Annotated in this window: 17 protein-coding genes; 12 read left to right on the top strand and 5 right to left on the bottom strand. The window is 72.5% G+C overall.

Translation table 11 applies throughout. The features are described from left to right. Positions 1–93: 93 nt before the first annotated feature. From FXF51_RS04545 to FXF51_RS04535, 3 genes are all read left to right on the top strand, one after another. Positions 94–309, top strand: a complete 216-nt coding sequence (locus tag FXF51_RS04545) for a helix-turn-helix domain-containing protein (RefSeq protein ID WP_020547488.1) — start codon at positions 94–96, stop codon at positions 307–309. Between the two features lie 123 nt (positions 310–432). Then, positions 433–1,248, top strand: coding sequence for an enoyl-CoA hydratase/isomerase family protein (locus FXF51_RS04540; protein WP_148432949.1), 816 nt, complete (start codon positions 433–435; stop codon positions 1,246–1,248). Positions 1,249–1,576: 328 nt separating this feature from the next. Then, a complete protein-coding gene (locus FXF51_RS04535) occupies positions 1,577–3,463 on the top strand; it encodes an ABC transporter ATP-binding protein (RefSeq protein WP_148432948.1) in 1,887 nt (628 codons plus the stop codon). Between the two features lie 14 nt (positions 3,464–3,477). Here the strand turns inward: FXF51_RS04535 and FXF51_RS04530 are convergent, their stop codons facing one another. After that, complete coding sequence (locus FXF51_RS04530; protein ID WP_148432947.1) at positions 3,478–4,362, bottom strand: sulfotransferase family protein; 885 nt, start codon at positions 4,360–4,362, stop codon at positions 3,478–3,480. 30 nt (positions 4,363–4,392) lie between these two features. On the opposite strand from FXF51_RS04530, the gene FXF51_RS04525 reads away from it, so the two are divergent. The 3 genes from FXF51_RS04525 to FXF51_RS04515 are packed head-to-tail and all read left to right on the top strand — an operon-like array spanning position 4,393 to position 6,919. After that, positions 4,393–5,130: an SIR2 family NAD-dependent protein deacylase gene (locus tag FXF51_RS04525; RefSeq protein ID WP_262379286.1), complete on the top strand. Its 738-nt coding sequence runs from the start codon at positions 4,393–4,395 to the stop codon at positions 5,128–5,130. Continuing rightward, positions 5,117–6,022: an LD-carboxypeptidase gene (locus FXF51_RS04520; RefSeq protein ID WP_148432945.1), complete on the top strand. Its 906-nt coding sequence runs from the start codon at positions 5,117–5,119 to the stop codon at positions 6,020–6,022. Before FXF51_RS04525 ends, FXF51_RS04520 begins: the two co-directional genes overlap by 14 nt. A 33-nt stretch (positions 6,023–6,055) precedes the next feature. Beyond that, positions 6,056–6,919, top strand: a complete 864-nt coding sequence (locus FXF51_RS04515) for a hypothetical protein (RefSeq protein WP_148432944.1) — start codon at positions 6,056–6,058, stop codon at positions 6,917–6,919. Between the two features lie 172 nt (positions 6,920–7,091). Here the strand turns inward: FXF51_RS04515 and FXF51_RS04510 are convergent, their stop codons facing one another. Then, on the bottom strand, positions 7,092–9,395 hold the full coding sequence (locus FXF51_RS04510; RefSeq protein WP_148432943.1) for an ATP-binding cassette domain-containing protein: 2,304 nt from the start codon (positions 9,393–9,395) through the stop codon (positions 7,092–7,094). Positions 9,396–9,621: 226 nt separating this feature from the next. Between FXF51_RS04510 and FXF51_RS04505 the strand changes: the two genes are divergently transcribed. The 3 genes from FXF51_RS04505 (at position 9,622) to FXF51_RS04495 (ending at position 11,888) form a co-directional block, all read left to right on the top strand. Then, positions 9,622–10,314, top strand: a complete 693-nt coding sequence (locus tag FXF51_RS04505; RefSeq protein ID WP_148432942.1) for a hypothetical protein — start codon at positions 9,622–9,624, stop codon at positions 10,312–10,314. A gap of 4 nt (positions 10,315–10,318) precedes the next feature. Next, positions 10,319–10,678 carry a hypothetical protein gene (locus tag FXF51_RS04500; protein WP_148432941.1) on the top strand — a complete coding sequence of 120 codons (360 nt, stop codon included), beginning with the start codon at positions 10,319–10,321 and terminating at the stop codon, positions 10,676–10,678. A 103-nt stretch (positions 10,679–10,781) separates the two neighbouring features. Continuing rightward, positions 10,782–11,888 (top strand): glycerophosphodiester phosphodiesterase family protein, encoded by a 1,107-nt coding sequence (locus tag FXF51_RS04495; protein ID WP_148432940.1) that lies wholly within the window; start codon positions 10,782–10,784, stop codon positions 11,886–11,888. 34 nt (positions 11,889–11,922) lie between these two features. Here FXF51_RS04495 and FXF51_RS04490 read toward each other — a convergent pair whose 3' ends face one another. The 3 genes from FXF51_RS04490 to FXF51_RS04480 are packed head-to-tail and all read right to left on the bottom strand — an operon-like array spanning position 11,923 to position 14,686. Next, entirely contained in the window at positions 11,923–13,086 is a 1,164-nt protein-coding gene (locus tag FXF51_RS04490) for a pyridoxal phosphate-dependent aminotransferase (protein ID WP_222871122.1), read from the bottom strand. Positions 13,087–13,145: 59 nt separating this feature from the next. Further along, a complete protein-coding gene (locus FXF51_RS04485; RefSeq protein ID WP_262379285.1) occupies positions 13,146–14,249 on the bottom strand; it encodes a PP2C family protein-serine/threonine phosphatase in 1,104 nt (367 codons plus the stop codon). A gap of 20 nt (positions 14,250–14,269) precedes the next feature. After that, complete coding sequence (locus FXF51_RS04480; RefSeq protein ID WP_148432938.1) at positions 14,270–14,686, bottom strand: hypothetical protein; 417 nt, start codon at positions 14,684–14,686, stop codon at positions 14,270–14,272. Here FXF51_RS04480 and FXF51_RS60495 point away from each other — a divergent pair. The 3 genes from FXF51_RS60495 to FXF51_RS60485 are packed head-to-tail and all read left to right on the top strand — an operon-like array spanning position 14,672 to position 21,221. Next, positions 14,672–17,947: a hypothetical protein gene (locus FXF51_RS60495; protein ID WP_187414174.1), complete on the top strand. Its 3,276-nt coding sequence runs from the start codon at positions 14,672–14,674 to the stop codon at positions 17,945–17,947. The genes FXF51_RS04480 and FXF51_RS60495 overlap by 15 nt on opposite strands. Beyond that, positions 17,947–19,308, top strand: coding sequence for a hypothetical protein (locus FXF51_RS60490; RefSeq protein ID WP_187414173.1), 1,362 nt, complete (start codon positions 17,947–17,949; stop codon positions 19,306–19,308). Before FXF51_RS60495 ends, FXF51_RS60490 begins: the two co-directional genes overlap by 1 nt. Then, positions 19,305–21,221: a hypothetical protein gene (locus FXF51_RS60485; RefSeq protein ID WP_187414172.1), complete on the top strand. Its 1,917-nt coding sequence runs from the start codon at positions 19,305–19,307 to the stop codon at positions 21,219–21,221. The genes FXF51_RS60490 and FXF51_RS60485 overlap by 4 nt, the downstream gene beginning before the upstream one ends. Positions 21,222–21,257 lie beyond the last annotated feature (36 nt).

Below are 21,257 nucleotides of genomic sequence, written 5' to 3'. Positions count from 1 at the left end.
GATCTTTTCCCGTGGAGTAGGTAGCCGATCCCGCTGAAATGACTGATCATGGCGGAGTAACGCTGCGGAAGTCCGGCACTACAGGAGGTACTCGTGGCCGAGACACTGAAGAAGGGCACCCGGGTCACCGGGGCCGACCGGGAAAAACTGGCCGGCGATCTCAAGAAGCGCTACGCCGCGGGCGAAAGCATTCGCGCCCTGGCCGCTTCGACCGGTCGGTCTTACGGGTTCATCCACCGCATCCTCAGCGAGTCCGGTGTGACTCTGCGCGGGCGCGGCGGGGCGACCCGAGGCAAGTCCAAGCGCTGACGGCCGCCTCGGAACGTGCGACCGCAGCCGCCCGTCCCTAGTCAGCCGCCGTCGCGCCCGTGCCAGAACGATATTCTGTAGGCTCGGGCGCGACGGTCAGCACTCCGGACGAAGGAGCGGGCGATGGCGGAAGCGCAGGCGCAACAGCGCGGGGGGTATGCGGACGACGGCCCTGCCACGGCAGAGGGCGGAGTTCGCTTCGAGGTGGACGGTGAGATAGCGACGATCACGCTGGCCCGGCCGGAAAAGCGCAACGCACAGACGTTCGCGACATGGTCGGCACTGGCTCGCATTGGCGACAGCCTGCCTGAGCAGGTACGCGTCGTCGTCGTGAAAGGTGAGGGACCGTCCTTCTCGGCAGGGATCGACCTGCGAATGTTCACACCTGAGGGGGTGCCCGGACAGGGCTCGTTCAGCTCGGCGGCCAGAAGCGAGGGCGCCGATTTCGAGCAGCGCATCAGACAGGCCCAAGCGGGGTTCCTGTGGCTGCGCCGCCCGGAGATCGTCTCCGTCGCCGCAGTGCGAGGGCACGCGATCGGGGCGGGATTCCAACTCGCGCTCGCCTGCGACCTGCGGATCGTGGCCGACGACGTCTCGTTCTGCATGAAAGAGCCCGCGCTGGGCCTGGTGCCCGACCTGACGGGGACCAAGCCCCTGGTCGAGCTGGTCGGCCTGGCCAAGGCGATCGACATCTGCCTGACCGCCAGGACCGTGCACGCCGACGAGGCCATGCGCATCGGCCTCGCCGAGAGAGTGGTCGCCGGGGGCGACCTGGATGACGCTGTACGTGAGAAGGTCGCGCAACTGCTGTCCACCAACCGGGACGCGGCCGTGGCGACCAAGCGGCTCCTCCAGGGAGCGCAGGCACGCACCCTGGAGGAGCAGAGTGTGGCCGAAGGGGTCGAGCAGGCGGCGCGGATCAAGGCCTTGTTCGGCTGACTGCCCGGCTGATTGTTCGGCTGATTGAACGGTCAAGGAATCTGCGGTTGACGTGCGTCGGCGGCGAGCGCTTTCCGGCCGCCGCCGGGCCGTGAGGGGGTCTGTGCCGTCCTTATGCCGATTTTGTGCCCCGTCTATGGAGGCGCGGCTGTAGGGCGCTCAGAGGGGGCTTCGAGGGGCGCTGAAGGGGTGTTCAGGGCGTTCCGGGTGCGGTGCCGTCAGTGGGGTGCCCGTCGGGCCGGGGCCGGAGTTTCGCGGTGAGCTGAGCCGGGAATCCCCATGCGCTCCGGCGGCGCTGTCTCCGGCGGAGTAGGAGGGGATCCCCCGGATGGCGATGATGGGCGGCGGCTTCGGCCCCGGCACGATGATGTCCCTGCGGCGCGACGGTTCGGTCACCAAGCAGCGGCTGCGTCCAGGCACGGTGCGGCGCATCGCGCGCTACGCGCGGCCGTACACCCGGCAGATTGCGGCGTTCCTGCTGCTCGTCGTGGCGGGCGCGGTGATCGTGATCGCCAACCCGCTGCTGATGAAGGCGATCATCGACGACGGCATCCTGCCCGGTCGGACGAGCGTGGTGATCGGCCTGGCCGTGGCCATCGCGGGGCTCGCGGTGGTGGACGCCGTGCTGACGCTGGTGCAGCGGTGGTTCTCGGCGCGCATCGGCGAAGGGCTGATCTACGACCTGCGCACCGAGGTGTTCGACCACGTGCAGCGCATGCCGGTCGCGTTCTTCATGCGCGCGCAGACCGGCGCGCTGGTCAGCAGGCTCAACACCGACGTGATCGGCGCCCAGCGCGCGCTGACCAGCACGCTGTCCTCGGTCGTGTCCAACGTGGTCAGCCTGGTGCTCGTGCTGGGCGCGATGCTGGCGCTGTCGTGGCAGGTGACGCTGGTCGCGCTGGTGCTGCTGCCGATCTTCGTCGTGCCCGCCAAGTACGTCGGCCGCCGCATGTCGGCGCTGACCCGCGAGCAGATGCAGCTCGACGCCGAGATGAGCTCCGTCACCACCGAGCGCTTCAACGTCGCCGGCGCCATGGTCGCCAAGCTGTACGGCAGGCCGGAGGACGACGCCGCCGTGTTCGGCGCCCGCGCGGCCAGGGTGCGCGACGTCGGCGTGACCGTCGGCATGTACGGCACCGTGTTCCGGGTCGCGCTCGGCCTGGTCGCGGCCCTCGCCACCGCGCTGGTCTACGGCATCGGCGGGGTGCTGGCCGTGTCCGGGGCGTTCGAGCTGGGCACGCTGGTGGCGCTGACCGCGCTGCTGATGCGCCTGTACGGGCCTCTCACGTCGCTGTCGAACGTGCACGTGGACGTGATGACCGCGCTCGTCAGCTTCGACCGGGTCTTCGAGATCCTCGACCTCAAGCCCATGGTGGCGCAGAAGCCGGACGCCGTGCCCGTGCCGGAAGGGCCGGTGACGATCGAATTCGACGACGTGCGCTTCCGCTACCCGGCCGCCGAGGAGGTGTCGCTGGCCTCGCTGGAGTCGGTGGCCAGGCAGGACAGCGGCCCGTCGTACCCCGTGCTGAAGGGCGTGTCGTTCACCGCCGCGCCCGGGCAGCTCATCGCGCTCGTCGGGCACAGCGGGGCGGGCAAGACCACGATCACCTCGCTGGTGTCGCGGCTGTACGACGTCAACGAGGGCGCGGTGCGGATCAACGGGCTCGACGTGCGCGACGCCACCCTCGACTCGCTGCGCGACACCGTCGGCGTGGTCATGCAGGACGCCCACCTCTACCACGACACGATCGGCGCCAACCTCCGCTACGCCAGGCCCGGCGCGAGCGACGAGGAGATCTGGCAGGCGCTGCGCGCGGCGCAGATCGGCGAGCTGGTCGAGAGCCTGCCCGACGGGCTGGACACCGTGGTCGGGGATCGCGGCTACCGGCTGTCCGGCGGCGAGAAGCAGCGGCTGGCGCTGGCCCGGCTGCTGCTGAAGGCGCCCCGCGTGGTCGTGCTCGACGAGGCCACCGCGCACCTCGACTCGGAGTCGGAGGCCGCGGTGCAGGTGGCGCTGAAGACCGCGTTGCGGGGGCGTACGTCGCTGGTCATCGCGCACCGGCTGTCGACGATCAGGGAGGCCGACGAGATCCTCGTCATCCACGACGGCCGGGTGGCCGAGCGCGGCGGTCACGAGGAGCTGCTGGCGCGCGGCGGGCTCTACGCCGAGCTCTACCGCACCCAGTTCAGCTCCGCGGGCAGTCCGGCCGCCTGAGTCGCGCGCCCGGCTCAGCTCTGCTGGTAGCCCAGCCGCTTGAGCTCCTCCCTGGCCACCTTCTCCACCAGCTCCAGGTCGGCGCGCCGCAGCCGGGTGCGGTAGACGCCGACCTTGGGCACCGCGGTGTCGTACAGGACGACCTTGGACACCCGCGTCTCCAGGAACTCCGCCAGCGTCGCCACCGACTGCGGCGGCTGCTCGACCAGGTCCTCGTAGCGCAGCGTGAGGAGCTGCGGCTCCGGCAGCGCGCGGCGCAGCTCGGCGCTCATCCGCACGGCGCTGCGCCAGCGCAGCGCGCTCTTGCCCGCCGCCGGCATGGTCTTCCAGCGCTCCAGGTGCTCGTCCTTGTTGACGCCCAGGAACGCGTTGGGGAACTCGGTCTGCTCGCTCAGCATCGCCGGCTTGAACCAGGCCAGGCAGGCCGGGTCGCCCAGCATGCCGGTTACCACGTCGCGGCCGTCGCGGATGAGCTGGACGAAGCGGGCGTCCGGGAAGGCCTGCAGCAGCACGGGCGCGCTGTAGAGCAGGTCGGGGCTGCCGTCGCCGAAGCGGATGACGTCGTTCGCGGCGACGCAGGGGCCCGCGCCGGTGACGCCGCCGGCCTCGCGGCACGGCTCGGCGCACTCGGCGCAGGAGCGGGGCAGCACCTGCCACGACTCGGCCAGCGCGTCGCGCAGGACGCGCACGGCTCCGGACGTGCGGGCGATGGACGGCTTGCGGGCGAACGCGTACACCACGTGCGCCACGCTCGCGCGGCCCATCGTCACGTGGAAGCCCGGCGAGCGTTTCAGGGCGCGGGCCAGCAGGTCGACGCCGGAATGCGGAGCTCCGAGCAGGAAGACAGGCCGGCGGACCTTGATGCCGTTGACCACGAGGATGTGGGGCGGAAGTCGCATACGGAAAGCAAGTGTGACACCGTTTGCCACGTGAACGAGCCAACCTCAGTGTCGGTGCTGACCGGTGCGGGCATCTCCACCGACTCCGGCATCCCCGACTTCCGGGGGCCGCAGGGGGTCTGGACGAAGAATCCGCAGGCCGAGGCCAACGCCACGATCGATCGTTACCTCGCCGACCCCGACGTCAGGCGCGCCACGTGGCAGGCCAGGCTGGAGTCCCCGGCGTGGCAGGCGAAGCCGAACGTCGCCCACCACGCGCTGGTCGAGCTGGAGCACGCCGGGCTGCTGCGCGCGCTCATCACGCAGAACATCGACGAGCTGCACCAGCTCGCCGGCTCCTCGCCCGGGAAGGTCATCGAGCTGCACGGCACCATGCGCCGCGCCGAGTGCCTGTCCTGCGACCTGATCACCCCCATGGAGGAGGTGCTCGCCAGGGTGGCCGCGGGTGAGGACGACCCGCCGTGCCCGCGCTGCGGCGGCATCCAGAAGTCGAACACCATCTCGTTCGGGCAGAACCTCAAGCGCGAGGTGATCGACGCGGCGCTCGACGCGGCCCGCTCGTGCGACCTGTTCGTGGCGGTCGGCACCTCGCTGACCGTGCATCCCGCCGCCGGGCTGTGCGGCGAGGCGCTCGACGCCGGCGCCCGGCTGGTGATCGTGAACGCCCAGCCCACCCCGTATGATCCGTTCGCCGACCGGGTCATCGCCGAGCCGATCGGCCAGGCACTACCCGCTCTCGTCAAGGAGCTGATCGATGCGGCCAGGTGACACCGTCGCCGTCGTCTCCCCGTCAGGACCGCCCAACGCCGTGCTGCTCAGGCGCGGCATCCAGCGGCTGGAGTCACTCGGGCTCAAGGTGATCGCGGGCGAGCACGTCCTCGACCGCCAGGGTCTCGACTACCTGGCGGGCGACGACGCCGCCAGAGCCGCCGACCTCCAGGCCGCCTGGTGCGACCCGGCCGTCTCCGGCGTGTTCTGTTCCAGGGGCGGGTACGGCGCCGCGCGCCTGCTCGACCTGCTCGACTGGGACCTGATGCGTGAGGCGGGCCCCAAGGTGCTGCTCGGGTCGAGCGACATCACGGCGCTGCACAACGCGTTCGCCATCGAGCTGGGCGTGGCCACCCTGCACGGGCCGATGGCCGCCTGCGACGTCATCGCGGGCGACGAGAACGGGCCGGAGCCGCGGACCTGGGAGAGCCTGCGCGCGGCGCTCTTCGGCACGCCCGGCACGCCCGGCACGGTCGCCGGTGACCGGGTGCTGGCGCCGGGGCGGGCCGAGGGCGTGGTGCGCGGCGGGAACCTGTCGCTGATCGCCTCCATGTGCGGCACGCGGTGGCAGCCGTCGTTCGACGGGGCGATCGCATTCCTGGAGGACGTGGGGGAGGAGCCGTACAGGATCGACCGCATGCTGACCCAGCTTCTGCAGGTCGGCGTGTTCGACGGGGTGCGCGGGATCGCGCTGGGGTCGTGGGTGAAGTGCGGCGATCCGTACCCCGTTCTGGAGGACCGGCTGAAGCCGCTCGGAGTGCCGATCGTGGCGGGGCTGCCGGTCGGGCACGGCTCACCGCAACACAGTGTCTGGTTCAACGTACTTGGTGGTATCGATACCGAATCGTGCTCGCTAACTGGCGCGATGCGGAATGAGGAGCAGGCAAGGTAGGAGGGACGAATCCGACAGAAAGGGACACGACGCGTGAACTTGTTCAGGCGTGAGCCCTCTCGCCGGCCGGTCGAGGACGTCGATCTCGACTCGTTGCTCGCTCTCGTCGCGGAATCCCTCGGATACTCCTTCGAGTTCGCCCCTGACGGGTCCACCGTGACCCTCGGAGGGCCGCAACCGCTTGTCGTCCAGCTGAAGGGGCTGCGGCGCGAGGCCGGGCGCAGGGCCAGGGAAGACTGGCCCATGCTGGTCTCCGAGCACCTCGCGCACGCCGTGGCCACCGCGGGCGACCGGCTCGACGTGTGCGACCTCAAACAGGTCCGGTCCCTGCTGCGCACCCGCGTGGAGGCCGTGGACGAGATCCCCGACCTGACCCGCGTCGTCGGCCGCCACCTCAACGCCGAGCTCGTCGAGCTGCTGACCGCCGGGTCGCGGCTGGTGCGGCCCGAGGAGTCCGGCTGCTGGCCCGTGCCCACCGGGCAGGCCCTCGACCTGGCCGTCGCCAACGTGCGGGCCAGGGAGCGGCTGCGGGTGGAGCACATCGAGCTGTCCGGCACGCCCGTCACCCGGCTCACCGCGTCCAGCCCGTCGGCCGCCACGCACCTGCGGTGGCTGTCGAGCTACCTGGCGGTGCCGTCCGACGGGGTGCTGGTGGTGCTGCCCGATCCGTACACGTTGCTGCTGCATCCGGTGGACGGGATCGGGGTGGTGCGGGCGATCGAGCGGCTGCGGGTGCACGCGGCCCGTACGGACGGGCTCAGCTCGCAGGTCTACTGGTGGCACGAGGGGCGGCTGACGTTGATCAGGGCCGACATCGTGACCAGGGACGGGCAGACGCGGCTCGTGGTGGCGCCGCCGCCGGACTTCGCCCGCGTGCTGGCCCGGCTCGCCGTCTGAGCACCGGCTCCAGCGCGTACGGAGCAGCACGGCCGCCGCATCAGTGCGCCGGGCACCGCCATCCTGTGCCACAGGGCCGGACGTGGCGCTGTCCGTCGCTCAATGGCGCTGTTCACGCGGTCCCGTGCAACCCGGCATGTGGGCTCCCTCGCCAGGAGGGAGCCCAGCGGGTTCAGCCGTGGTTGACGTAGTCGCGCAGATGGATGGCCGTCAGCGACGTCCCGTCGGCGACCAGCTCGCCGGGGGTGCCGGAGAAGACGACCTGCCCGCCGTCGTGCCCCGCGCCGGGCCCCAGGTCGATGATCCAGTCGGCGTGGGCCATGACCGCCTGGTGGTGCTCGATGACGATCACCGAGTTGCCGTCGTCCACGAGGCGGTCGAGCAGGGCCAGGAGCTGGTCCACGTCCGCGAGGTGCAGGCCCGTGGTGGGCTCGTCCAGCACGTACGTGGTCCCGTTCTTGGCCATGTTGATGGCGAGCTTGAGCCGCTGCCGCTCGCCTCCCGACAGGGTGGTGAGCGGCTGGCCGAGGCCCAGGTAGCCGAGGCCGACGGAGACGAGGCGGTCGAGGATGGTGCCGGCCTGGCCGGTGGGGAAGAAGTCGCGGGCCTCGGAGATCGGCATCTCCAGCACCTCGCTGATGTTCTTGCCGCGCAGCCGGTACGTCAGCACCTCGGGCGTGAACCGCTTGCCCTCGCACGTCTCGCACACCGACGCCACCTCGGCCATCATCGCCAGGTCGGTGTAGATGAGGCCGATGCCCTTGCAGGCCGGGCAGGCGCCCTCGGAGTTGGCGCTGAACAGGCCCGCCTTGACGCCGTTGGCCTTGGCGAAGGCGGTGCGGATGGGGTCGAGCACCCCGGTGTAGGTGGCCGGGTTGCTGCGGCGCGACCCGCGGATCGGCGACTGGTCGGCCACCACCACGCCCTCGCGGCCCGCCACGTGGCCGTGGATGAGGGAGCTCTTGCCCGAGCCCGCCACGCCGGTGACCACGGTGAGCACGCCGAGCGGGATGTCCACGCTGACGTCCCGCAGGTTGTGCAGGGTCGCGTTCCTGATCGGGAGCTGTCCTGACGGCCGGCGGAAGGTGTCGCGCAGCCGTACGCGATGGTCGAGGTAGCGGCCGGTCAGCGTGCCGGAGGAGCGCAGCCCCAGCAGGTTGCCCGAGTAGCAGATCTGGCCGCCCGCCGTGCCCGCGCCGGGGCCGAGGTCCACGACGTGGTCGGCGATGGCGATGGTCTCCGGCTTGTGCTCGACCACCAGGACCGTGTTGCCCTTGTCGCACAGCGCCAGCAGCAGGCGGTTCATCCGCTGGATGTCGTGCGGGTGCAGGCCGGCGGTGGGCTCGTCGAAGACGTAGGTCACGTCGGTGAGGCTGGAGTTGAGATGGCGCACCATCTTCACCCGCTGCGCCTCGCCGCCGGACAGGGTGCCCGACTCGCGGTTGAGGCTCAGGTAGCCGAGGCCGATCTCGACCAGTGAGTCGAGCGTCGAGCGCAGGCCCTCCAGCACCGGCCCGACGCGGGGGTCGTCGATGCCGCGGATGAAGTCGGCCAGGTCGTTGACCTGCATGGCCGAGCAGTCGGCGATGTTCCTGCCGTGGATGCGCGCCGCGCGGGCGGCCTCGTTCAGCCGGGTGCCCTCGCAGGCGGGGCAGGGGGCCAGCTTGATCGCCCGGTCGGCGAACGCCCGCGCGCCCGGTTGCATCGAATCCCGGTCCTTGCCCAGGTAGGCGCGCTTGACCCGGACGAGCAGGCCCTCGTAGGTGAAGTTGCTGGTGCCGTACTTGAACTTGGTGGCCGGCTTGTGCAGCAGGTCCGCCCACTGCTGTTCGGTGAAGTCCTTCAGCTTGGCGTCGGGGTCGAACAGGCCGGAGCCGGCCACGATCTGCCAGGGCCAGCTGTCCACCGCGTAGCCGGGGGCCGTGATCGCGCCCTCGTTGAGCGACAGCTCCCTGTCGACGAGCGCGTCCACGTCGATCTCGGTCGCCTTGCCCAGCCCCTCGCACTCGGGGCACATGCCCTCGGCCATGTTGAAGCTGAAGGTGGAGGCGGAGCCGACGTGCGGCTCGGCGAGGCGGCTGAAGATGATGCGCAGCATGGTGTGCGCGTCGGTGGCGGTGCCCACGGTGGAGCGGGCGTTGGCGCCCATGCGTTCCTGGTCGACGATGATCGCCGCGCTCAGGTTGTGCAGCGCGTCCACGTCCGGACGCGACAGGCTCGGCATGAACGCCTGGATGAACGCCGTGTAGGTCTCGTCGATCAGCCGCCGCGACTCCGCGGCGATCGTGTCGAAGACGAGCGAGGACTTGCCGGAGCCGGACACCCCGGTGAAGACCGTGAGGCGCCGCTTGGGGACGTCGACGGAGACGCCCTTGAGGTTGTTCTCCCTCGCGCCGCGCACCTGGATGCTGTCGTGGCTGTCGGCGGCGCTGTGATCGCGAGTCTGGACGGTGCTGGCCTGGTGGCTGGAGAGCACGGAACCCTTCCATCGTCGGCTGACTGTTTATGGTGTAAAGGGATTGGCCGGGACAGCTTACCCCCAACCTGGACGCGCCGGGCACCTCTGCGGGCGGGCGAACATGTCGTGAACTCGGAGCGACGCCCTGCTCAGCGCCTGCCAGGCGGGGTTAGCGTGGCAGGCGCCACCAGAGGAAATCCGTCGGAGTCACATCGAGTTGCGCAGGAATCATCGGGAGCCCGGCGTGCGCGCCGTCCTTACGAGGGGAAGGCTCGTCGCGGTCGGGATCGACCCCTGGCTGATGCGCGAGCCGCCAGAGACCGTGGCCGCCCAGGTGGCCGAGGCGGTGGACGCCGCCTTCGCCGGGGAGTCGCCGGTCGACGACGCCGTGCCGTTCGTCGAACCGCTCGCCCTGGCGCGCGAGCTGCGCGCCGTGCGCGCCGACCTCGACGCGCGGATGGCGCGCGTGACGGCCTCCATCGAGGTGAGCGCCGCCGCGCTGTGCGCCGGCGCGGGGGTGCCGCTGCTGGACTTCGGCGAGCTGTTCGACCGGCTGATCGCGATGCTGGAGACCATCGGCGGCGTGCCGGACGGCGACGTGCGCGGCACGTCCGAGGGGCCGGTGAGCGCCGTGTGCGCGCCAGGGCCGCGGCTGGTCGCGCTGAACGTGACGGCGCGGGCCATGTACGGCGGCTCGCGGCTGCTGGGCGAACGCGTGGTGGACGGGGTCAACATCGCCCTGGACGACCTGCGGCACGGCCTGCTGCGGCGGCGCGCCGAGGCGGGCGCCGGCACCGAGCAGATCATGGCAGGGGTGGAGGAGCTGCGGCGGGCCGGGGCGTCGCGGATGCGGGGGTACGTGCGGGACATGGCGGCGATGATGGACCAGGTCAGGGCGGCCGGCGTGGTCGGGGGCGACGTGTCGGAGGCGGTGTGAGGTCGTGAGTCTGGAACTGCCCGCCGCGCTGGCGGCCGTCGAGGAGTTCCTCGGGTGGTCCTTTCCCGAGGGGGACGAGGACGCGCTCGTGCGGCTGGGCGACGGGTACGAGGACGGGCTGGTGCGGCCCGGTGGCGGGCACGAGGTGCGGCCCGGTGCGGGTGCGCTGGTCGAAGGGCTCGGGCTGAAGGCGTCCGCCGGGCTGGTGCTCGCGCGTAAGGGCGTCACGCTGCTGCAGTACGGGCTGACCGCCGCCCTGCTGGCCGAGACGCTCGCGGCGGGCGGGGCGCCGGCACAGGGGTTGCGGCGGGTCTTCGACGCCGTCACGGACGGCGACGGCGCTTCTGTGACGGACGGCGGCTGATCGCGCAGGCTTCGCCCGGTGCTCACCCCGCGTACGCCCGCCCGTCCCCGTCATGCCCGATCTTGTCGCGAGACCAGCATCTCTACGGGGACGGAAGAAAGACATGAAGAGATGGCACGCGCTCGCCGCGACGGCGGCCCTGGCGCTCGCGGCCCTGCCCGCCGGCACCGCTTCCGCCGGCACTGCTTCCGCCGGCACTGCTTCCGCCGGCACTGCTTCCGCCGGGACGCGGGGGCGCGACTTCGACCTCCAGGCGCACCGGGGCGGGCTCGGGCTCGTGGTGGAGAGCTCGCTGCCCGCGTTCGCGAACGCCCTTGAGCTCGGCGTGAGCACGCTGGAGCTGGACGTGCAGATCACCGAGGACGGCCAGGCCGTCGTGACGCACGACCGCAGGATCAGCGACAGGAAGTGCCGCGACACCGCGCCCGCCGTCGAAGGGGACCCCGAGTTCCCCTACGTCGGCAAATACGTCAACACGCTGACCCTGCGGCAGGTCAGGACCATGGACTGCGGGACGCTGACGCTCGCGGAGTTCCCCGGCCAGCGGGCCGTGCCCGGCGCGCCGATGGCCACCCTGCGCGAGGTGTTCGACCTGGTGCGGCGCTACCGGGCGCACGGCGTCAAGCTCAACGTCGAGACCAAGGTGGAGGCCGGGGCGCCCAGCGAGACGGCGCCCAGGGAGCAGTTCGTGCAGGTGACGCTGCGCGAGATCCGCCGGGCCGGTCTGCTGCGGCAGGTGACGATCCAGAGCTTCGACTGGGGCGCGCTCATGCGGATGCGCGAGCTGGAGCCGCGCCTGCCGCTCGTCGCCCTCACCAACCGCGACTTCCTGCAGACCGGGCAGGCCGGCGCGTCGCCGTGGCTGGGCGGCCTCGACATCGACGACTTCGGCGGCGACCCGCTCAAGGCGGTCAGGTCGTTCGGGGCGCAGGCGTTCTCTCCGGTCCACGGGTTCCCGCAGAACGGCAAGGTCACCGACGCGAACTACCAGCCGTACGTCACCAAGGAGATGGTCGACCAGGCCCACGCCCTCGGGATCAAGGTGATCCCGTGGACGGTGGACGACGAGGCGACCATGAACAAGCTCATCGACGACGGCATCGACGGGCTCATCACCGACTACCCCGACCGGCTGCGGCAGGTCATGGACGCGCGCGGGCTCAAGCTGCCCAAGCGCCACCACCTGCGCGGGCCGGGCGGGAAGGCGTAGCCGGAGGTCCTCGCGAAGGGTTTCGCACGGGCCGCTACGCGGAGATCGAGTTCACGGCCCGGTGATGCAGGCCGATCACCGGGATCTCGTGCAGGCTGCCCGAGTACAGGAACTGCGTCATGCCGATCAGCAGCCGTCGTACGTCCTCCTGAGGGCGTACGACGAGCCGCAGGAACTGGCTCGTCGTGCCGAGCTTGTTGCCGCACTCGCGCACGTACACCCCGTGCTCGGCGAGCAGGTGGTCGCGCAGCGGCACCCCGTCGTGGCCCGGCGGCAGCTTCACCAGCAGGAAGTTGCCCTGCGAGGCGAACACCGACAGCCCCGGCATCGTGCTGAGCTGCTGGAACATCGCCCTCCTGTCGTTGCCCAGCCGCCTGAGGCTCTCCTGGTACTCGGGCATGAACTGCCGCATCATGAACACCACGACCTCGGCGAACGAGTTCAGGTTCCACTTGGGCAGCGCGTCGCGCACCCGTCCTGCCAGGGCCGGGTTGGCGACCATGTAGCCGAAGCGGATGCCGTGCAGGCCGAAGTTCTTGCCGAGGCTGCGCAGCACGATCACGTTCGGCCGCACGGCGGCCTCCGTCGCGATCCCCGGGTACGGCTCGGCGTCCACGAAGTCGCCGAACGACTCGTCCACGATCACCAGGTCGAGATCGATGAGCTGGTCGAGCAGCCGCAGCACCTCGTGCTTGGGCAGGTAGCCGCCGTCGGGGTTGTTGGGGTTGCAGATCACCGCCACCCGCGAGCCGCGCGTGCGGATGAACGAGACGTAGTCGTTCACGTCGAGCGTGAAGTTGCGGCTCTCCTGCAGCGGATACATGTCCACCCGCTTGCCCGTCTCCAGCGGCTGGTCGGTCCAGCGGCCGAAGGTCGGGATCGGCACCGCGAGGCTCTCGCGGACCAGCAGATGGTCGATCCAGGTGATCAGCTCCGTGGAGCCGTTGCCCATCGCGACCGTCTTGGGGTGGAGCCCGAGCGTGGAGCAGAGCTCCTCGGTGATCGTGCCCGCGTCGCTCGGATAGAACTTGAGTATCGTCTCCAGATTTCTCCCGAGGTGCTCGAAGATCTCCGGTGTGGGGAAATACGGGTTGCAAGGGATGCAGAAGTCCACCGGGGCGCGCTCTCCCGACGAGCTGCGCAGGAGTGAGAAGTACGACGGGCTGTGCGCTTGCGCCCGCAAGAGACTGAGCTCCACGACACCTCCATGGACCACGTGTCCGATGTGTGTAGGTACGCGCGGGTGTCGTCAGTGGTTCATGAAGACGGGTCGGTTCTGCGGAGCGTGAGGATCGCGATGTCGTCGCGCGGCGCGGTGCCGGTGAAGACCCGCAGGTCGGCGTCGATCCTGGCCGCCAGGCCGCCGGACGGGGCGCGGGCGTAGGAACGCAGCCGCGCCTCCAGCGGGTAGAAGGCGCCGCTGGGGTCGCGGGCCTCGGTGACCCCGTCGGTGCACAGCAGCATCGTGGCGCCGGCCGGGAAGGTGAACCGCGTCCCCCTCCTGGGCTCCGACGACAGGGCCGCCAGGCCGAGGGGCACGGCGGGCTCGCCCAGGTCGGCCTGGATCGCGTCGCCGTCGTGGATGACGAACGGGGCGATGTGGCCGCAGTTGACGGCCTCGACCGCCGGGCCCCTGCCGATGTCCAGCACGAGGGCGGTGACCAGCCGCTCCGGCTCGCCGGTCTGGGTGGCGAACGCGTTCTGCCTCACCACGGAGTTCTCCAGGGCGGCCACGACGCCGGTGAGCGTGTGCTCGCGGTAGGCGGCCTCCCTGAACGAGCCCAGCACCGCCAGCGCCGTGCCGATCGCGGGCAGTCCCTTGCCCTGGACGTCCGCGATCAGCACGCGGGTGCCGTGGCGGGAGGCGGCCACCTCGTACATGTCGCCGCCGACCATCGCGTCCTCCTCGACCGGCTGGTAGAGGCCGTTCACCACCACGTCGGCGGTGCGCAGGGGCAGCGGGCGCACGATCTGCCGTTGCAGCGCCGCCGCGGCCGAGCGCAGCCGGGACACCTCCTCCTCGCGCCGCACCCGGTACCGGCAGCCGAACACGCTCAGCCCCCCGAACAGCACCATGAACCCGGTCGCCAGCAGGATGTCGTCGGTCTCCGCGCCGAGGTAGAAGCCGGTGCCGATCTCCCACACGATGACCCACACCGAGACGAGCGCCGTCTGCCACACCTCGCCGAGCGCCGAGACGATCGCCGGCAGGAAGATCAGCAGCGGGAACAGTCGCACCGCCGTGCCCGTGGCCACGTCCAGCGCGACCACCACGAGCGTGACCAGCAGGCACACCGCCACCAGCACCGGCGTGCTCAGCCGCGGCCCGTCGCGGTGCCGCAGTCTCACGTCGTCCGTCACCGCTCTCCCTTCACCTCATGTCACCTTCTATCAGTCCGTTTCTCCTCTTCGGCGCACTGGCACGCGCCCTTGACCGCACCTTGCCCTGGCGTGCGAATGGGAACGCCTTCGAGCGCATTAATATCCGGGCGAACGTCCCGCGGTGATTTGAATGGCGGGGAAATCGACGGGCGGCGCGGCGCATTGGGAAATGCGCTTTTCAGAGCGGTGTTGACGCTCTGTGCTGCAAGGATAGGCGGGCTGGCTACGGAAAGTAAACAGTGCTGCCCTTTATGGTGGGATTTGCCGTTGTTGGTGGGCGGGGTTTCCTGGTTCTCATTTTCTTCTAATCTCGGTATCCATTGACACACGAAAATGATCTTGTAAATATCTGAGTTGAGACGCGGAACAACAAATTCATGTCTGGATAGGGAGCCGCCCATATGGACATCGAGCACGACTGGAACCTGCTGCCGGCCGTGGTCGTCCGGAGCGCCGGGTTTTCCTGGGAGCTCGTCATGTCCCTCGTCTACTCGCGGGCGGCGGAGAGTGCGGTGGTGGTCGCGGGGCTGGAGCGGGAGGCTCGCGAGTTGCTCGCCGAGCCGCCTGGCCACGACACCGACGCCCGCCCGTCCCACGCAAGCCCGCCCGACGCTGGCCCGCCCGACGCAAGCCCGCCCGACGCTGGCCCGCCCGACGCGTCCCCTGGGCGGGCGGGAAGCGGCTGGGCGGGGAGCGGGCGGTTGCCGCGTGGCCTGCGCGGACGCCTGCGCGCCCTGCGGCCCCTGCCGGACGGCACGCCCGCCCCGGCCGGCTGGCTGGCGGCGTGGAACGAGGTGACCGGGCGGCTGGAGGAGGCCAGGCTCACGCTGTCCGGCCTGGTCACCGGGGACGCCGCGCTCGGCAGGGCCGCAGTGGCGGGGATCGTCGCCGACGAGCGCTTCCTCGACGCCCTCGTGTGCTCCGCGCCCGCCCTCTACCGCGACCTGCGACGCGGCGCCAAGAGCGGCAAGATCCGCCGCGAGCTCGCCGAACAGGTACAGCGGCTGTCGGCGTCGTGCGAGACGGCGGGCTGCTACGGGCCCGTCAACTACGGAGTCGTCGCCCCGGGGGAACGCGGCGGCCACACGTGGGCGGGCGCCGCCGAGTACGCGCGGCGGGTGGCGTTCCCGGCGGCGCGGGTGGGCGAGGCGTTGCAGCAGCGCGTGCTCGCCGAGCCCGCGCTCGTCGCCGGGCTGGTGCCGCGCCGCAAGACATGGACGGGGGAGGTGCTCGACGGGGCCGCCTTCGTGGGGCACTGCGACGGCGGGCGCACGCTGGCCGAGATCGCGGCCGAGACGGGGGCGGGTGTGGAGCGGGCCTCGGCGGCGATGGCCGTGGCGGTGCGGCGCGGGCTGCTCACCCACGACCTGTGCCCGCCCGCCACCGTCTGCGACACGCTCGGGTGGTTGCGTGAGCGGCTGGTCGCCAAGGGGGTGCCGGTGGCGGGGGGTGACGAGGCCCGCGAGGGTACGGCCCGCGACGGTGTGGCGCGTGACGGTGTGGCGCGTGACGGTGTGGCGCGTGACGGTGTGGCGCGTGACGGTGTGGCGCGTGACGGTGTGGCGCGTGACGGTGTGGCGCGTGACGGTGTGGCGCGTGACGGTGTGGCGCGTGACAGTGTGGCGCGTGGTGACCGGGCGCGTGACGGTGTGGCGCGGGGTGAGGGGATGCGGGCCAGGGCGGCTTCGGGCGCTTGCGAGTGCGGGTGCGCCGAGGCCGAGGGCCGTACCCGGAAGGGCCGTGGCCCGGGGGAGGAGAGCGCGGGCGGACGGGAGGCGCGCGTAAGCAGGATGCTGGCCTCGGGAGTACCCCGAAGACCGTTCGTGTCCCGCCCCGGCGTACCGGCGCAGCGCGCCCGCGCGATCATCGGCACCCGCCCCGCCCAGGACGCCGACCTCCCGCTCGGCAGGCGCGTCGGCGAGATCAGCGAGCTGCTGGCCCAGTACCCCGGCGCGTCACCCGACGTGAAGCTGGCCGTGCAACGCCGGATCGAGGCGCTGGCCGGCGGCGGGCGCCGCGACGACCGGGCGATCGTGCACGAGGCCGCCGCCGGCACGCTACGGGTCACCGTCGGCGACGGGCTGGCCGCCGACCTGCGGGGCCGCGTGCCGAGGGTGCTCGACCTGCTCGCCGAGGAGGCCGAGCTGACCAGGCAGCGCACCAACCGGCTGCTGGCCGGAAGGCTCGGGCCGGGCACGTACGAGCTGGCCGAGGTGCTGCGCTCGACCGGCGACCTGGAGATCGAGCACGGCGACCGGCTGGACGAGCGCATCGCCGCCCTCGTCCGCGACTCGCCCGCCGGCACCACCGAGCTGAACCTCGCCGGACTGCTCCCCGCACCGGCCGCGCCCGCCGCCCCGGTGCTCTGCTCGGCCGACGTCATGGTGGCCGCGCCCGCGCTGGAGGCGTACGAGGCGGGGGTGACCCCGCTGGTCCTCAGCAGAATTCACGACGCGGTGCTGCTCACCCCGTGGGCGTTGCAGTTCCACGAGGAACGCGCCGCGTGCCTGGCCGAGCGGGACACCGGGATCAGGCGGGCGCTGTCCGGGTTCACCGTGCTGAACGTCGTCTCGCGCCGCTCCAACGGCGTTCCGCCGCTGGAGCTGCCCGGCCCTGTGCTGGAGCTCGGCGGGGTGGCGGCCGACCCGAGGCGGCGGCGGATCGGGCTGGACGAGCTGTACGTGCACAGCGACGGGCAGCGGGCCGTCCTGTACGCCAAGGGGATGGAGGAGCCGCTGCTGCTGCACAACGGCGAGCACGACACGGCGTTGCACACGGCGTTCGCGCTGCCCAGGGTGCGATTGCCGAGGCTTCGCGAGCTGGCCCGCGTGCCACGGCTGACCTGGGACAACGTGGTCTTCTCGCGGCGGCTGTGGCGGGTGGGGCGCGCCTCGTTCGAGGCGCTGGAGCAGGCCGGGGGCGATCGTGAGCTGCTGGTGGCGATGGCGCGGCTGCGGGAGGCCCACGACCTGCCGGTGGCGTTCTTCGCGTCCACGGCGCGGGAGCGGCGCTCCTTCTACGTGGACACGCGTGCGCCGGCGCTGCTCGAAGGGCTGGCCCGCCTGGCCGCCTCCGCCGACGAGGTCACGGTGACCGAGGTGTTGCCGGGGCCGGGGGAGTGCTGGCTGCGGGAGGGGGAGCGGCGGTTCGCGGCCGAGTTGCGGTGCGTCTACCTGCGGCCTGCCGGATCTCCCGCGCAGGGCGGGGAGAGGGCGGCGGCCGGGGAGCGTGCGGCCGGGGAGCGTGCGGCCGGGGAGCGTGCGGGTGGTGGCGTGCGGCCGGAGGTGGCCGGTGAGTCGCGAGGGCGTGACGGCTCCGCTCAAAGGACGAACCGGTCCGTACAGGAGGTGCGGCGGTTGTCCGGGCCGGTCCAGCAGGCTGTCAGAGGTCTGCGACAGCCCGCGCAGCCGTCGCGAGGGGCCGCCGCCGCGCGGTGGATGGAGCGGCGCGGGGCGGCGTGGGAAGGACAGCCGCAGCTCTCCGGCCCGCGCACCACGGATCGGCGCCCCAGGCTGGACGACCTGCGGCCCCGCGCGGATGACCTGCGGCCCCGCATGGATGACCTGCGGCCCCGCACGGACGACCTGCGGCCTCGCGCGGACGACCTGCGGCCCCGGCCGGAGAACTTGCGGGGCCGTCCGGCACACCCCTACCCCTGGCCCGGAGAGGGCGGTTGATGGAACTTCTGGTCATCCCCCCGTTCACCGACTTCACCACCGAGATCGTCCCGCCGCCCGGCACCGAGGTGCTCGACCTGGGCACCCGCGTCGTCGAGCGCCTCGCCGACCCCTCCCTCCTGCGCGCCGCCGCAGGACGCCCCGGCGGGCCGCACACCGCCCCGGCCGGGCGGGCGGCGGCCGTCATCGAGCGGGCAGGCTACGACGACGCGCACCTGCGAGCCGTCGGCACGGCGCTGCGCCTGGCTGGCGACCCCGCCCTCCGGCTCAGCATCGACGGGCTCGAACTGGCCGAGGGCAGCACGCAGAGCAGCCGCGACGTGCTCACCGCCGCCGCCAGGTGCGAGCTGTTCCGTCCCGAGATCGACCAGGCGGTGGAGGCAGCCAAGGAGCGGCGCGTGCACGTCGTGGTGGACGGCGAGCGGCAGCTTCCCGCCGCGTTCGCGCTGGTCCGGGCGCTCGGCGCGGAGCGGGTGACGCTGTGCGGGCGGCTCGTGGCCGAGCAGGTCGCGGCGCTGCGGCGGGTCCCCGAGCTGGCCGGGGCCGAGTGGCTGAGCTGGTCGCCCGAACGGGTGATCCGCCCGAGCTGGTACGCCGGCGGCTCCCGCACCCACGTCCGCTGGCTGACCGGAGGCGACGCGCCGCCCCCGAGCGGCCCGTGGGCGGGCAGGCTGGACGCGGTACGGGTGGCGCGCTTCCCCCTCGGCACGCTGGCCCGCTGCCTGGGGCTGACCATCATCGTGACGCGCATCGACTTCCTGGCCGCCGTGACCGGGCTGAACGGCATGACCGTCAACCTCCGCCGCCTGCTGGCCGCGATCCCGATGCCGGCGCCGGTGACGTGCGAGCTGGCGGTGGGCGCGCCGGGGATCGACGCGGGTGTGGTGGGGGAGTCGCTGGAGCTGCTGGCGGACGGGCCGGGCGGGGTTCGGCTCGGGGGGTTGCGGCCGTACCGGATGGGGATCCGTACGGTCTGGGCCGGGCACAGCGTGCGCTTCCCGCCGCGTGCGGGGGACGACCTGACGCGGTGGATCGAGTTCGACGCGCCAGAGACCATGCGGGCTTGGGAGGTGGCGAGCACGATCAGGACGTGGCGCGACCGGCTGCACGACCTCCCGCCGGGACGGCTCGCCGCCTGCACGGTCGCCGGGGACACGGCCGCCGGTGGGACGGTGGCTGGGGGCGCGGTTGCCGGGGGCGCGGCAGGCGGCGTGGTGGGCGGCGCGGTGGGCGGTGCGGCAGGCGGCGTGGTGGGCGGCGCGGTGGGCGGTGCGGCAGGCGGCGCAGCGGGTGGTGCAGCGGGTGACGCGTGGCGTGGCGTGGCGGGTGGCGGGGCCGAGGCGTCGGGGAGACGCGGGTGAGCGGGCGGCTGGGGGACGGCGCGGTCGGCGGGCGGGGAGACCTCGTCGTCGAGCTGTGCCCGTGGTTCCTGCTGCGCACCACCGGCCTGCCGGTGTCGCTGCTCGACGGCCTGGGCCATCCCGGCCTGCGGCGGCTCACCGAACGGCTGCTCGCCGCCGAACGCCGCCTGACCGCCGAGCGGCGGGCCTTCGAACGCCTGGCCGCCCCCATGCGCGGAAGCGTCCTGGGGCTCGTCCCCGAACGGCGCGCACAGGCCAGGCACTGCATCAGGAGCGTGCGCACCGGGATGCCGCTGTCCGGGGAGGAGCTGGGGCTGCTGGAGTCGCTCGGGCTGGGGGAGTGGGCGCGGCGGTGGCAGTCGGCCGTGGTCGTGGCGGGGGCGGCACGGGCGGCGGCCAGAAGCGCCTACGCCGCCGCTTGGCTCGTGACGCGGCGCAAGGTCGCGGAAGCCTACGACGAGGAGTCCGTACGGGAGGCCGCCTTTCTCGCCGATCCCGCCTTCTACCAGGCGATCGTGCGGCATCCGCTCGCCCGCAGGCCGGGGGACGGCACGGCCAGGCGCTCCCGGCTGCTCAGCGCGGCGGCCCACCGGCAACTGCGGCGGTTAACGGTCGGAGGCGGGGGCGGCGGGCCCGTCCTGTATGCGCGGTTCGAGCCGGGGGACGGGCGGGCGCTGCGGGTGGGGGAGCCGGGGCCCGAGCGGGTGGTCGTCGAGGCGGGTGAGTGGCTGGCGCGGCACGTCGGGGACGCGGGGCGGGTGGAGGAGCTGCGGGCCCGGTACGCGGACGCGCCCTGGCCCCGGCGGGCGGAGCACTTCGAGGACGCTCGGCTCGAAGCGCTGGACTCGGCCGGGAGATGCGCTCTTGCGGGGGACGGGCCTTCGAGAGGCGCGACGGCGGGGGACGGGCCTGCGCGGGGCGGGGTCGAGGGGCGGCCGCATCCGCACGGGTGGGGCGGGCGGTCGCGGGACGCTGAGGCGCGGGGGCCGCAGCGTCACGAGGTGTTCCGCGAGGCGCGCTCCAGCCCGTACAGCGAACGCGTCACGATAGGCGGCGGCGCGCTGACCGGGCTGCGGGCGGCGCTCACGGCGGTGTTGCCGCTGTGGCACCTGGCCACGCTCCTCGCCGACGACCCCGCGCACCTGCACGCACTCACCACGACCCTGGAGCGGCTCGCGTCCGACGCGCTGACCCGCAGCGAGCGGCGGCTCGCGGCTGAGGCGCTGACCCACAGCGCGCCGCACGTGATCAAGCTGACCAGCCAGGACGTGGCCCGCGCCACCACCCACCTCTGGACCCGGACCCAGGCCCGCCCCACCCTTCCCGGCCCCGACCTGATGGCCGTCGGCCCCACCCTGGACGAGGCGACGTGGCTGCTGTGCGGCGTACGCGCCGACTGCCGCCCCCTCCACGACCCCCTCCCCGCCCAGCTCCGCCCCACCCGGCACCCGCTCCCCGGCCCGCCCATCCCACCGGGCCCCGACCGGCCCCCGCCCATCCCACCGGGCCCCGACCGGCGCCCGCTCCCCGACCGGCCGCCCGAGATCGACCTGGGCGCCCACACCCCCCGCATCCTCCTGGACGACTTGATCTACCAGCGAGCCCGCTGGCGCGTCCCCCTCCCGGCGGAGCGCGGCGCGGACGCGTTCGACCGCTGGCTGGCCATCCACCGCCTGCGCCGCGAACGTGACCTGCCCCGCCACGTCTTCGTCCACCACCCCGCCACCCCCACCCCCTTCTACGTCGACTTCTGCGACCCGTTCGCCGTCGAGGACCTGGCCAGGCACGACCCGGCAGAGGTGCTGATCACCGAGATGCTGCCCGCCCCTGGGCAGCTCTGGTGGCGGGTGGACGGCCGGGAGCAGTGCGCGGAGCTGCGGCTGGGCTGCGTCGTACGTCCCGCGCCCCGCTAAATTCGGTTGCCGGGCGAGACCGGGGCCTGGTGTACT

It is taken from the genome of Nonomuraea sp. PA05, assembly GCF_008086045.1.
GTDB classification, from domain to species: domain Bacteria; phylum Actinomycetota; class Actinomycetes; order Streptosporangiales; family Streptosporangiaceae; genus Nonomuraea; species Nonomuraea monospora.
The sequence above is the reverse complement of the archived record's forward strand: the minus strand, read 5'-3'. Positions and strand labels throughout refer to the sequence as shown.